The sequence below is a fragment of the Branchiibius hedensis genome (genome assembly GCF_900108585.1).
GTDB classification, from domain to species: domain Bacteria; phylum Actinomycetota; class Actinomycetes; order Actinomycetales; family Dermatophilaceae; genus Branchiibius; species Branchiibius hedensis.
Window position 1 is genome coordinate 763,788 of the sequence record NZ_UESZ01000001.1, and the last position, 12,978, is coordinate 776,765.

The following is a 12,978-nucleotide window of genomic DNA, read 5'->3' on the forward strand; positions in this document are numbered from 1 at the left end:
TCGTCGCTTTCTAGGCGTCGGTCTCTTCGCTGTCTTCCTCAGCGGGCGACAGCGGCATGCCTTCCTCCGTCGCGACCTGCTCCTCTTGGATCGTCTCGGCGTCGTCGGTCTGCGGGTCGTACCCATCGCTCATCGAGATGTTCATGGCCCGATTGTCCCGCATCGGCCCGCCGAACGGGGCGCAGCATCAACGTGGGGTGCGCGTGGGAGTCGTCGCACCGCGGCGTACGGCGAGGATCTGGTCCACGCCCATCCGGCCCTGCTCGAAGGCCAACTGACCACCAGCCAGATACAGCTCCCAGACCCGCACCTGCTCATCGCCGACGAGTTCGCGCAGTTTGTCCTTCTGCGCCTCGAACCGGGTCGTCCAAGCCCGAGCAGTCCAGGCGTAGTGCTCGCGCAGCGCTTGCACGTCACGGACCTCGAGGCCGCCGCGCTCCAGCAGCGCGACGGTGTCGCCCACCGGCCGCATGGTCATGTCCGGGGTGATGAATGACTCGATGAACGGACCCCCGCCGGGGTGTTTGCCCTGTCGGCTCATCTGCTGGACGAGAACCCGCCCGTGCGCAGACACGTTGCGGCGCAACGTCTCGACGAAGTCGGGATAGCCCTTGTCCCCGGCGTGTTCACCCATTTCGAGGGAGGCCACCGCGTCGTACGGGCCGGAATCGACGTCCCGGTAATCCTGCAACCGGATGGTGACCAGGCGCTCCAGCCCCTCCAGGGCGACACGACGGTCGATGAACGCCTTCTGCTCCGCGGCGATCGTCACGCCGGTCACCCGGACGCCGTAGGTGCGCGCGGCGTACAACGACAACGACCCCCAGCCGCAGCCCACATCCAGCAAGGTTTGCCCGGGGCGCTGGTCCAGGCCAAGCTTGCGACAGACCAGGTCCAGCTTGTCGCGCTGCGCGTCCTCCAACCGGTAGGTCTGCGTCTCTTCGCCGTTGACGTCGGCGCCGGTGACGTACGCGCAGGAGTAGGCCATGTGCTCATCCAGCACCGCCTCGTAGAACGCACTGGTGATGTCGTAGTGGTGGGCGATGACCTGCTCGTCGCGCGCCTTGGAGTGCAAACGGCCGCGCACCACGACCTGGCTGTCCGGCACCGGCGGGCGCGGACCGATGACGCCGGCGTCCTTGGCCAGTGCCGCGACCGAGGCCAACAGCCGTGGCGTGATGCGCACCCCGGACAGCTCGCGTTCTGTCACGACCGACCACGCGTGCCGCAGCGCGGTCACCAGGTCGCCCTCGACGTCCAACTCGCCGGTCACGTATGCCTGCGCAGCACCCAGTTCGCCTGGCGCCCAGAGCAATCGACGTAGGACGTTAGGAGAGTTCAGTCGGATGTGAGGGGCGTCGGAGGGGCCGGCCTGGCTGCCGTCCCACGCGGTGAGGTGCACCGGCAGCTCACCGCCCACAACGGGAGAAAGGGTGCGGGCGATCCGCCCGGCGATGCCGTCGGTCACGGCGCGTCGTAGGTCAGTTGGTGCACATCCAGATACCCCGATCGGAAGCCGCCCTCGGAGTAGCGCAAGTAGAACACCCACATCCGTCGGAACACCTCATCGAAACCGAGCGACTCGAGCCGGTCGGTGGCCGCCGCAAAGCGCTCCGCCCAGGCGTCCAGCGTGCGTGCGTAGCTCTGACCCATCGACAAGGTGCTACCAGTGCGCAATCCGCTTGCGACAGCGGTGGATTCCAAGATCTCCAAGCTCGGCAGAGCGCCCCCGGGGAAGATGTACTTGTGGATCCACGTGTAGGTGTTGCGGGTCTCCAACATCCGGTGGTGCGGCATCGTGATCGCCTGCACGACGGCGCGACCACCGGGCCGCAATGCGGACCGCAGCGTGCTGAAGTAGGTCGGCAGGAACTCCAACCCCACTGCTTCGATCATCTCCACGGACAACACGGCGTCGTAGGTGCCGCGAACTGTGCGGTAGTCGGCCAACTCGATGTCCACCCGGTCGCCGACACCGGCCGCCTGCGCCTTGGCCCGCGCCCACGCCAGCTGTTCGCGCGACAGCGTGATGCTGTGCACGCGGGCGCCGCGCTGGGCCGCCCGCAACGCGAGTTCGCCCCAACCCGTGCCGATTTCGAGGACCCGCGTGTCCGGTCCGACCCGACCCTCATCGAGCATCCGGTCGATCTTGGCGTGCTGCGCCGCGACCAGTTCGGCGGGGTCAGCCGGACCCTCATCCGGAGAATCGAACAGCGCCGAGGAATACGTCATCGACTCGTCCAGGAACGTCGCGAACATGTCGTTGGACAGGTCGTAGTGCTTCTCGACATTGCTACGCGAGTTCTCGGTGCTCGGCCGGGTCGCGGTCGGCTGGCGACGGAGGTACGCCGATCGCAACCGTTTGAGCGGTGCCGGCACCAGATCGTCGACGCCCTGAGCGAAGGCGGCGATGAGGTCCGCCAGTCGGCTGCTGTCCCATTCGCCGGCGAGATAGGACTCTCCGAAGCCGATCAGGCCGCTATCGCCGATGCGGCGTACGAACGGACGCAGTTGGTGCACGGTCATCTCCGGCGCGTGCGGATCGTGCGCCGCGCCGCCGATCACCCTGCCGGCGGGAAGATGCACCCTGATCGGCAGTCGCTGGACGGCACGAAAGAACAACGACTGAGCAACCCGTTGCGCGGCAACGGCTTTCACGCTGCCAGGGATGTAGGCCACGTCCGGCCAGCGGATCGGATCGATTGTCACCGACGTGTTTGCGAGGGTCGTCATACCGCCTCCTGTGGGTGGTGTCGCGGCCGAACGACGACGGGTAGTCGGCGCAGCCAGAGTTTCACGCCCTGCCAGTGGATGCGGGCAGTGACGAGTTGAGCGGACAGCGGTGCTCGCACCATCGCGAGCGCCAGTTGGCACATCGAACGCGCCGGTGTCCCGGCCCAGGTCGTGACGAACGGTGGGTGTCCGGAACGGTGCAGCACGATCCGCACGTCGAGTTCCGGTGCCGGCGGCGGCACGTGCAGTTGGTAGTAACCGCTGACGTCGTTGAAGGGGGACACGTACATCGCTTTATCGGTGCGCGCGGCAGATCGCTCGTCCGGCCGGACGAGATAGACGTGCCGGTCGCGGTAGGTGTTGCGCACCTCGGCGATGACGCAGGTGAGCGAGCCACTGGCGTCGTGACACCAATAGAGCGTGATCGGGTCGAAGGCATAGCCCAGCGTGCGGGCACCGCTCATCGCCTGGATCGGGCCGTCGCCGATCGTGACTCCCTGGCTCGCGGCGAACGTGATGAGATTGTCCCGCCACGTCGCACGGGGATCACCCAGGTGGTCCCCGGCCCGGAAGCCGACGAACGCAGACAGCCATCGTGGGAGCGGATCGGTGCCGTCCAGATCGACCAGCCACGCAACGCCGGCGTACCGAAAGTCGTTGGCGACGCGGCCGGTTCGGATGTGACGAACGGAGGTGAGGTAGGGCCGGGCACTCACCATGCCCCGCCGATCCGCTCGGCCGCCCGCAGCCCGGACAGCGCGCCGTCCTCGTGGAAGCCCCAGCCGTGGTAGGCGCCGGCGAACGCGATGGTGTCATCGCTGCAGGCCGCCAGCGACGACTGCGCGGCCACTGCCGAGGAGTCGTAGAGCGGGTGCTCGTAGGTCATCTCCGCGATCACCGTCGCCTTGTCGATGCGGTCGGAGCCGTTCAGCGTGACCAGGATGCGCTCACCCGCCGGCGCCGGCAGGCGCATCAGCCGGGTCAGGTCGTAGGTCACGAGCACACCGGCCTCTCCGTCCAACCGGTAGTTCCAGGCTGCCCGTGCCGCTGGGGCGGTCGGGAGCACGGACGGATCTCGATGCAGCACAGCCTGGTTGACGCTGTATTCGATTGCACCGAGCACTTGCCGCTGTGTGTCGGTGGGCTCGCGCAGCATCGCCAGCGCCTGCTGCGGATGGCTGGCGATCACGACGGCGTCGAAGTCGTCGGTCCCGCCGGAGGCATCGCTGACCCGCACACCGCCTGCAGCCCGTCGGGCGACGTCGATGACCGGGGTCGCCAACCGGACATCGGCCAGGCCGGCGACCACCTGGTCGACGTAGGCGCGGGAACCACCGACAACCGTGCGCCACGCCGGGGAGCCCTTGACGCTGAGCATCCCGTGGTGTTCCAGAAAGGTGAACAGGGACCGTGCCGGGTAGTCCAAGGCATCGTCGTCGTCGCACGACCAGACGGCGGCGACCAACGGCGTCATGAAGTACCGGTGGAAGCTGTCGCTGAAGGACCGCGCCCCCAGCCAATCGCGCAGCGGGAGCTCGGGATCGGCGCCAGCCAGGAAGCTGCGAGCCTGTTGATGGAACCGGCGCACCTCCAGCAGCATCCGCAGGAAGGCGGGGCGGCTGCTGGTCCGCGGATCGGCGAAGATACCCCGCAGACCCTGGCCCCCGGCGTACTGCCATTGATCGGTCGGGGAGAAGACGGACATGCTCATGTCCGTCGGCTGCGTCGCCACGCCCAGCTCGGCGAACAGGCGGCCAAGGGTGGGGTAGGTGCGGTCGTTGTGCACGATGAATCCGGAGTCGACGCGGACCACTGTGCCGTCGGCCAGGGCGACGTCGTGGGTGTGGGCGTGTCCGCCGGCGCGATCATCGGCCTCATACAGCGTGACGTGCGTGGAACGGCTCAGCACGTGTGCCGCGATCAGGCCCGAGACCCCCGATCCGATGACGGCGGTCCGGCGGCTCACGGCTGCTCCAGAAGTCGCACGCTCGTGGTTCGGCGCCGTCGTACTTCCGGATGGTGGCACTCGGTGCTCCTGCTGTTGCGCTTCTTGGGACGATAGGGCTGATGCAGGATCACGATAACGAAACGAGTGCCGCGCAGTCCGCCCGTCCGGACCCCGTCGTGGCCATCGTCGGTGCCACCGCTACCGGCAAATCCAGCCTCGCCATCGCGCTGTCGACCCGCTTGGGTGGCGAGGTCGTCAATGCCGACGCCTCCCAGTTGTACGCGGGCATGGACATCGGTACGGCCAAGGTGCCGCCGGAGCAGCGGCGAGACGTCCGCCATCACCAGATCGACGTGCTGAGCGTGCGGGACGAAGCCTCGGTGGCGGCCTATCAACGGGCCGCGCGGCTGGACATGGCGCGCATCCGGACCCGCGGGAACCTGCCGGTCCTGGCCGGCGGATCGGGGCTGTACGTGCGGGCGGTGCTTGACCGTTTCGAGATCCCGCCCACCGATCCGCAGGTGCGCGGCAGGTACGACGCGCGGCTGGCCAGCGAAGGCCCGGCGCGCCTGCATCTGGAGTTGGCCGCGTCGGATCCGGTGGCCGCTGCCCAGATCCTGCCGACCAACGGCCGGCGCATCGTGCGTGCCCTGGAAGTGATCGAACTCACCGGGCGGTTGTTCAGCGCGACCCTGCCACGCCGGGAGTTCCACGAACCGGCGGTGCTGATCGGGCTGCGCGCCGAGCGACCCGTGCTGGACCAGCGGATCGCCCAGCGCACCGAGCAGATGTGGCGCGACGGGCTGCTGGAGGAAGTGCAGTTGCTCCTGGGCGACGGTCTGCGGGAGGGGCGTACGGCGTCCCGGGCCATCGGGTACGCCCAGGCGCTCCAGCAGATCGACGGCCGACTGTCACAACAGGAAGCGATCGAGGCGACGATCACCGCCACCCGGCGACTGGCTCGGCGGCAGGGTTCCTGGTTCGCACCCGATCCGCGCGTTCACTGGCTGGAACACGACGACCCTGACCTGCTCGATCGGGCGATGGACGTCGTACGCGCGGCGAGCGTGCCTGCGGCAGACTGACCGCGTGCGCACCATCGACTTCGCCAAGGGACACGGCACGCTGAACGACTTCGTGCTGGTCCCGGACCTGGACGGTTCGCTGGACCTGTCGGAGACCGACGTGCGTTTCCTGGCCGATCGACACGCCGGGATCGGCGGTGACGGCGTCATTCGGGTCGCACCGTTGTCCGCCGCGCCCGCCGATGTCCGCGAGGCGGCCCCCGACGCGCAGTGGTTCATGGACTACCGCAACGCCGACGGCTCCGAGGCGGAGATGTGCGGCAACGGCACCCGGGTCTTCGCCCAGTTCCTGGCCGACCGTGCGCTGGTGGACGCGGTCGTCTTCCCGATCGCGACGCGCGCCGGTCGCAAGGTGATCAGCCGGGTCGAGCACGGTTTCCGCACCGATCTGGGGCCGTGGCTGCTGTCGCGGGCCGACGAGGCGCGGGGTCGGGGCATGGACAGCGTGGTGCAGGTGGTCGGCGCACCGGACCCGCTGCCGGCTCTCAGCCTGGACCTGGGCAACCCGCACACGGTCGTGGCGTTGCCGCCGTCGATCTCGCTGGAGCACCTGGACCTGTCCGTGGCGCCCCGGGTGGACCCCGAGCCGCCGCACGGCAGCAACGTCGAATTCGTTCGCGCGATCGGCGCCCGCCACATCTCGATGCGAGTGCACGAGCGGGGCGTCGGTGAGACGTTGTCCTGCGGCACCGGAGCCGCCGCCGCCGCCTTGGCGACCTGGTGGTGGGCAGGTACGCCGAGTGATGAGTTGACGTGGCGGGTGGACGTGCGCGGTGGCACCCTCATGGTCGACATCGACGGTGGCAGTGTGGGATTGGCCGGTCCGGCGCAGATCGTCGCAGCAGGTCAGGTCAGCCTGCCGGACTGATGAGCGAGCACTACTTCACTGCCGAACCGGCGAGCGCGGAAGAGCGCCGGGAGATCCGGGTACCGCTGGCCGGTCAGACGCGGGCGGTGCAGGTCGCCGGCGGGGTGTTCTCCCCGGACCGACTGGACCAGGGCACGACGGTCCTGCTCAACCACGTGCCGCCGCCACCCCAGGACGGAACGTTCCTGGATCTGGGCTGCGGCTGGGGGCCGATCGCGCTGACCCTCGGGTTGCTGCGGCCGGCGGCGACGGTCTGGGCGGTGGACGTCAACGCCCGCGCGCGGGATCTGACTGCTGGCAACGCGGCCGCTCACGGGCTCACCGGCATCCAGGTGGCAGCGCCCGAGGACGTGCCGGCCGATGTGCGGTTCGACGTGATCTGGTCCAACCCGCCGATCCGGGTCGGCAAGGGCGTCCTGCACCAGATGCTGCACACCTGGCTGCCGCGGCTGGAACCCGGCGGATCGGCGTACCTGGTGGTGGCCAAGAACCTCGGCTCGGACTCCCTGCAACGCTGGCTGGTCGAGCAGTTCCCCACCCTCGCTGTCACCCGGCTGACCAGCGTCCGGGGCTTCCGGATTCTGCAGGTGCAGGCATAAAGGGGTCGCGTCAGGCGTTCCCGCTTGCAACCATATGAACAACATGACTGCTGAACACACCATTCTGAACCGTCGCGCCGAGGCCCTCGCGGACTCCGGCGAGGACGAACGCTACGACGAGTACGGCTTCCTGATCGAGGACGAGGGCACCGACGGTGACCAGTTCGACCGGGAGGCCCGATCCGCGCTGCGCCGGGTCGGCGGCCTGTCCACCGAGCTCGAAGACGTCACCGAGGTCGAATACCGACAGCTGCGCCTGGAGCACGTCGTACTGGTCGGCGTCTGGACCGAGGGCACCGTCGAGGACGCCGAGGCGAACCTGCGCGAGCTGGCTGCGCTGGCCGAGACGGCCGGATCCGAGGTGCTCGCGGGGGTCCTGCAGCGGCGCACCAAACCCGACCCGGGGACCTGGCTCGGCTCCGGTAAGGCCAAGGAACTGCGCGACATCGTGGTCGCCGAAGGCGCCGACACCGTGATCGCCGACGGCGAGCTCGCGCCCAGCCAGCGCCGTGCGCTGGAGGACGTCGTCAAGGTCAAGGTCATCGACCGGACCGCGCTGATCCTGGACATCTTCGCCCAGCACGCCAAGTCCAAGGAGGGCAAGGCGCAGGTCGAGTTGGCCCAGTTGCAGTACCTGCTGCCGCGACTGCGTGGTTGGGGTGAGTCGATGTCCCGGCAGGCCGGTGGTCAGGCCGCTGGTGGTCAGGGCATGGGCTCGCGCGGACCCGGTGAGACCAAGATCGAGTTGGACCGCCGCCGGATCAACTCCCGCATCTCGAAGCTGAAGCGGGAACTGTCCGGGATGAAGACCGTGCGTGACACCAAGCGGCACTCCCGGAAGGCGGGTCACGTCCCGTCCGTGGCGATCGCGGGTTACACCAACGCTGGCAAGTCCTCGATCCTGAACCGGCTGACCGGCGCGGGCGTGCTGGTCGAGAACCAGTTGTTCGCGACCCTGGATCCCACGGTCCGCCGATCGCAGACCCCGGACGGCCGGCCCTACACCCTGACGGACACCGTCGGATTCGTGCGCGAACTGCCGCACCAGTTGGTCGAGGCGTTCCGCTCCACGCTGGAAGAGGTCGGCGAGTCCGATCTGCTGCTGCACGTGGTCGACGGCTCGCACCCCGACCCCGAGTCGCAGATCACCGCCGTGCGCGGCGTGCTCTCGGACGTCGGAGCGACCGACGTCAAAGAGGTCATCGTGATCAACAAGGCCGACGTCGCCGATCCCGAGGTCATCGACCGGTTGACCCGCGCCGAGAAGCACTCGGTCGTCGTATCCGCCCGCACGGGAGCGGGATTCGAGGAACTGCTCGACCTGATCGCTGACGAGTTGCCCAAGCCGGACATCCGGGTCGACGTGCTGCTGCCCTACGACCGCGGAGACCTGGTGTCCCGCGTCCACTCCGAGGGTGAGGTGCTGGCCAGCGAGCACACGGCCGACGGCACCCGGGTCCAGGCCAAGGTGACCCCGACGCTGGAAGGTGAGCTCGCGGCGTACGCCGTGTGATCAGGTCCCGCAGAAGGTGACGTAGTCGCCGAAGTCCTGCGGCGCTGGTTTCGTGTAGTCCTCGAATCCGACACGCGCCGTGAAGGGTTCGCGGACAACCTGCAGCATTCGGTTGAACGGTTCGAGGTCGCCCGTGATCGCCGCGTCCAGGGCTTCCTGCACCAGGTGGTTGCGTGGGATGTAGACCGGGTTCGCGGCGGCCATGACGCAGGGGTCCGGGTGGTGCGCGAGCCACCTACCCAGCCACTGCGTGTACGCCGGTCGGTCGGCGAACCTGCCCACCTCGCCCCCTGCCACCCGGGTGAGGTCGCCGAACAGCAGCGTGATGTCGGCCGTTTCTGCCTGCATCAGCTCGATCAGGTCCTTGACCAACGGTCGGTCCACCGCGTCCAGGCCCAGCTTCCTGGCCAGGTGGCCTGCGTACGCATCGTCGTAGGTCGCGGGGAAGGTGTTGATGACCTCACTGGCCAATTCCACTGCGGTGTCGATATTTTCATCGACCGACGGCAGCAGGGCTTCGGCGAACCGGGCCAGGTTCCACTGGGTGATCCCCGGCTGGTGGCCGAACGCGTAGCGGCCACCCTCATCGATGGAGGAGAAGACCGACGACGGGTCGAAGGTGTCGGTGAAGGCGCACGGTCCGTAGTCGATGGTCTCCCCGCTGATCAGCACGTTGTCGGTGTTGAGCACTCCGTGCACGAAGCCAAGGCTCATCCACTGCGCCACCAACCGGGCCTGCGCGTCGCAGACGGCCTGCAGGAGGGCGAGCGCAGGACGGTCCGCCTCCGCCAATTGCGGGTAGTGCCGGTCGATCGCGTGCCGGGTCAGTCGGCCCAGCAGGTCGGCAGGGGCGTGCTCCCCGGCGACCAGGGCCGCGGCGTACTGGAAGGTCCCGATGCGCAGGTGACTGCTGGCCATCCGGGTGAGCACCGCGCCCGCCAGGAGGCTCTCGCGGGCCACCTGCTGTCCGGTGCCGGTCACCGCGAGCGATCGGGTCGTCGGCACCCCGAGGGCGAACATGGCTGTGGCCATGAGGTGTTCGCGCAGCATCGGCCCGGCCGTCGCCCAGCCGTCGCCACCGCGGGAGAACGGGGTCCGACCTGACCCCTTCAGGTGCACATCGCGCAGCGTGCCGTCCGGCGCGGCGATCTCGCCCAGCAGCAGCGCCCGACCGTCGCCCAGCCGGGGTGAGTAGCCGCCGAACTGATGCCCGGCGTACCCCTGCGCGACCGGCCTCGCGCCGTCGGGCAGTTCGTTGCCCACCAGGAAGCGCAACCCGGCGGGGGAGCGCAGCCAGTCCGGATCGAGCCCCAGTTCGGCTGCGAGGTCCTCGTCCAGCGCGAGCGCCGTGGGCGCGGACACCGTCGCCGCCTGCCAATCCAGGGACAACTCCGGCAGGGTGTCGGCGAAGCGGTGCTCGAGCAGCGCGGGTGCGGTCACGGTCACTGCTCCACGGTAGGCGGCTTCCCGCCCACTTTTGCAGCGCTACTCACCCGAAGTGGCCGGCGGCAGGTGAGTAGCGCTGCAGAAATCGGAGGTGAAGGCCGCGGCAACTAGGCTGGCTCGGTGCCCGGCGATCTTGATGACCTGCTCGACGCCGCAGTCGCAGGGGTCGGCGGCAGCGATCGTCCGGGTCAACGTCAGATGGCGCACGCGGTCGCCGAGGCGATCGAGAACGACGAGCACCTGCTCGTCCAGGCGGGGACCGGCACCGGCAAGTCACTTGCCTATCTGGTTCCAGCCGTGCAGCACGCCCTCGCTGTCGGTAAACCGGCCGTCGTCGCCACGGCAACCATCGCGCTGCAGCACCAGATCGTGCACCGGGACCTGCCGCGTCTGGCCACGGCGTTGGAGGGCGAACTGCCCCGCGAACCCACGTTCGAGCTGGTCAAAGGTCGGCGCAACTACGTGTGCGTGCACAAACTCGAGGGCGGCTATCCCGACGACGACGAGGGCTCCCTGCTGGAGGTGGGTCAGGTCGACGCCAACGTCGGCCGACTCGGCGCAGAGGTCAAGCGGCTGCGTGAGTGGGCCGACGAAACGCAGACCGGTGACCGGGACGACCTGGTGCCGGGCGTCAGCGAGCGTGCCTGGCGTCAGGTGTCGGTGTCGGCTGACGAGTGCCTGGGCGGCAAGTGTCCGCAATTCTCCGACTGCTTCGTGGAGCGGTCCCGGGCTCGCGCCCGCGAGGTGGACGTCGTGGTCACCAACCACTCGTTCATGGCGATCGACGCCGCCGAGGGCCGCCAGATGCTGCCCGAGCACGACGTGCTGATCGTCGACGAGGGCCATGAACTCGTCGACCGCGTGACCTCCGGCAACACCCGTGAGATCACCGGTTCGATGGTGATCGCTACGGCGAAGCGATCAGCGAAACTGGCTGATACCGAAGCGCTTTCGGACGCAGGCGATTACCTGACCCAGATCCTCGATGCCGCGCCCACGGGACGGCTTCGCGGCGTACCCGATCAGTTGGCGCTGGCTCTGGAGCGAGTCAGGGACACCTCCCGCTCGGTCCTGACCGCGTTGCGCAGCGACGAGCCCGATCCCTCCTGCCAGGTCGCACGGGCAGCCGTCGACGATGTCTTCGACACCTGCGCCCGGGTGCTGGAGGACCGGCCCGGGGATGTGCCGTGGATCGACCAGGACACCCGCCGCGGGGGAGTGCTACGGGTGGCGCCGATGGATGTCGCGATGACCTTGCGCGACACCGTCTTCAGCGACCGCACGGTCATCGTCACCTCCGCGACCCTCGAGCTCGGCGGCGGGTTTGACCCGGTCGCCGGGCGGATGGGGCTACTCGGGGACGGCGCGCCACGGTGGTCCGGTCTGGATGTCGGCTCGCCGTTCGACTACAGCAAACAGGGCATCGCGTACGTCGCGGCGCACCTGCCCGCCCCCGGCCGGGACGGTCTGGCGCCGGCCACGCTGGATGAGATCGAGGCCCTGGTCACCGCCGCGGGTGGCCGGACGCTGGGGCTGTTCTCCTCGATGCGGGCCGCCAAGCAGGCGGCTGAAGCGATGCGTGAGCGCCTCGACTTCGACGTGTTGTGCCAGGGCGATGATCAGATCGGGACGCTGGTGCGCCAGTTCGCCGGCTCCGCGGAAACCTGCCTGTTCGGCACTCTCACCCTGTGGCAGGGCGTCGACGTACCCGGCCCGGCCTGCCAGTTGGTGATCATCGACCGGATCCCGTTCCCGCGACCGGACGACCCGCTGGCCTCCGCGCGCTCGGAAGACGTTGCGGCGCATGGCGGCAACGGGTTCATGGCGGTGTCAGCCACGCATGCAGCGCTGCGTCTGGCGCAGGGTGCCGGCCGGTTGATCCGGCGCGGCGACGACCGAGGGGTCGTGGCCTTCCTGGACTCACGGATGATGACCGCGCGCTACGCCGGCTTCCTGCAGCGCTCGCTGCCGCCGTTCTTCCCGACGACGGACAAGGCGATGGTGCTGGCCGGGCTGAAACGCTTGGCTGCGGTGGCCGGGCCGGTGTTACCTCAGGACTGAGCGGACTGAGCGCGGCGGTTCCACAACTGGTGGGTCAGCCCGGTGGCTGAGGTCACCGTCTCGATGTCGTAACCGTCGGAGATTCCCTCGCAGCCCTCCAGCAACCGCACACCCCGTCCGAGGGTGATCGGCACGACCACCAGGTGCAGGAAGTCGACCAGACCCGCCTGCAGGAACTGCCGCACGCTGGAGGGTCCGCCACCCAGGCGCACGTCCAACCCACCGGCCGCCTCCTTCGCCTGCCGCAGCGCCTCCTGCGGAGTGGCGTCGATGAAGTGGAAGGTGGTGCCGTTGGCGAATTCCAACGGCGGCCGGGGGTAATGCGTCAGCACGAACACCGGTGTCGCAAAAGGCGGTTCGTCACCCCACCAGCCCTGCCAGCCGTCGTCGGGCCATTGCCCGGTCTGCGGGCCGAACTTCTTGCGGCCCATGATCTCGGCGCCGATGCCCTGTCCCCACAACGCGAACAGTGATCGGTCCACCGTGATCGGGACCTCCGCTTTGTCGACCCCGTGGATCACCCGTCCGTCGAAGAAGCTGAACAGCCGCTGCGCGTCACCGATCGGCTGCTCGAGCGTCACGTATTCGCCGGCAGAGAAACCGTCCAACGAGACGATCAGGTTGTGGACACGGGCGCGGGCGGTCACGACTACTCCTTCGTCGGGCGATGACTGATGCGTTCACGCTAGTCGGCGGCACCGACACCGATGTCGTAGCGGCGTGGC

12 protein-coding genes are annotated in these 12,978 nt (G+C 68.7%); 5 read left to right on the top strand and 7 right to left on the bottom strand.

What is annotated here, in order from left to right; all coding sequences use genetic code 11:
• Window positions 1–10: 10 nt before the first annotated feature.
• The 5 genes from DR843_RS20770 to DR843_RS03825 are packed head-to-tail and all read right to left on the bottom strand — an operon-like array spanning window position 11 to window position 4,699.
• Window positions 11–145, bottom strand: coding sequence for a hypothetical protein (locus DR843_RS20770; RefSeq protein ID WP_281268783.1), 135 nt, complete (start codon window positions 143–145; stop codon window positions 11–13).
• A 42-nt stretch (window positions 146–187) separates the two neighbouring features.
• Entirely contained in the window at window positions 188–1,468 is a 1,281-nt protein-coding gene (locus DR843_RS03810; RefSeq protein WP_109684181.1) for an SAM-dependent methyltransferase, read from the bottom strand.
• Complete coding sequence (locus tag DR843_RS03815) at window positions 1,465–2,733, bottom strand: SAM-dependent methyltransferase (protein WP_109684182.1); 1,269 nt, start codon at window positions 2,731–2,733, stop codon at window positions 1,465–1,467. The genes DR843_RS03810 and DR843_RS03815 overlap by 4 nt, the downstream gene beginning before the upstream one ends.
• Window positions 2,730–3,452: a DUF1365 domain-containing protein gene (locus DR843_RS03820; RefSeq protein WP_245933973.1), complete on the bottom strand. Its 723-nt coding sequence runs from the start codon at window positions 3,450–3,452 to the stop codon at window positions 2,730–2,732. The genes DR843_RS03815 and DR843_RS03820 overlap by 4 nt, the downstream gene beginning before the upstream one ends.
• A complete protein-coding gene (locus DR843_RS03825; protein ID WP_109684183.1) occupies window positions 3,446–4,699 on the bottom strand; it encodes an NAD(P)/FAD-dependent oxidoreductase in 1,254 nt (417 codons plus the stop codon). Before DR843_RS03825 ends, DR843_RS03820 begins: the two co-directional genes overlap by 7 nt.
• A gap of 101 nt (window positions 4,700–4,800) precedes the next feature.
• Between DR843_RS03825 and miaA the strand changes: the two genes are divergently transcribed.
• Genes miaA through hflX form a run of 4 tightly spaced genes read left to right on the top strand, consistent with a single transcriptional unit; the run spans window position 4,801 to window position 8,746 of the window.
• Complete coding sequence (gene miaA, locus DR843_RS03830) at window positions 4,801–5,766, top strand: tRNA (adenosine(37)-N6)-dimethylallyltransferase MiaA (protein ID WP_109684184.1); 966 nt, start codon at window positions 4,801–4,803, stop codon at window positions 5,764–5,766.
• Window positions 5,767–5,770: 4 nt separating this feature from the next.
• Window positions 5,771–6,634 carry a diaminopimelate epimerase gene (dapF, locus tag DR843_RS03835; protein ID WP_109684185.1) on the top strand — a complete coding sequence of 288 codons (864 nt, stop codon included), beginning with the start codon at window positions 5,771–5,773 and terminating at the stop codon, window positions 6,632–6,634.
• Window positions 6,634–7,233 carry a class I SAM-dependent methyltransferase gene (locus DR843_RS03840; protein ID WP_109684186.1) on the top strand — a complete coding sequence of 200 codons (600 nt, stop codon included), beginning with the start codon at window positions 6,634–6,636 and terminating at the stop codon, window positions 7,231–7,233. Before dapF ends, DR843_RS03840 begins: the two co-directional genes overlap by 1 nt.
• A gap of 43 nt (window positions 7,234–7,276) precedes the next feature.
• On the top strand, window positions 7,277–8,746 hold the full coding sequence (gene hflX, locus DR843_RS03845; RefSeq protein WP_109688397.1) for a GTPase HflX: 1,470 nt from the start codon (window positions 7,277–7,279) through the stop codon (window positions 8,744–8,746).
• Here hflX and DR843_RS03850 read toward each other — a convergent pair whose 3' ends face one another.
• A complete protein-coding gene (locus DR843_RS03850) occupies window positions 8,747–10,192 on the bottom strand; it encodes a protein adenylyltransferase SelO (RefSeq protein ID WP_109684187.1) in 1,446 nt (481 codons plus the stop codon).
• A gap of 120 nt (window positions 10,193–10,312) precedes the next feature.
• Here DR843_RS03850 and DR843_RS03855 point away from each other — a divergent pair, with 120 nt between their 5' ends.
• Window positions 10,313–12,253, top strand: coding sequence for an ATP-dependent DNA helicase (locus DR843_RS03855; RefSeq protein WP_245933974.1), 1,941 nt, complete (start codon window positions 10,313–10,315; stop codon window positions 12,251–12,253).
• Here the strand turns inward: DR843_RS03855 and DR843_RS03860 are convergent.
• Window positions 12,244–12,900: a dihydrofolate reductase family protein gene (locus DR843_RS03860; RefSeq protein ID WP_109684189.1), complete on the bottom strand. Its 657-nt coding sequence runs from the start codon at window positions 12,898–12,900 to the stop codon at window positions 12,244–12,246. The genes DR843_RS03855 and DR843_RS03860 overlap by 10 nt on opposite strands.
• Window positions 12,901–12,978 lie beyond the last annotated feature (78 nt).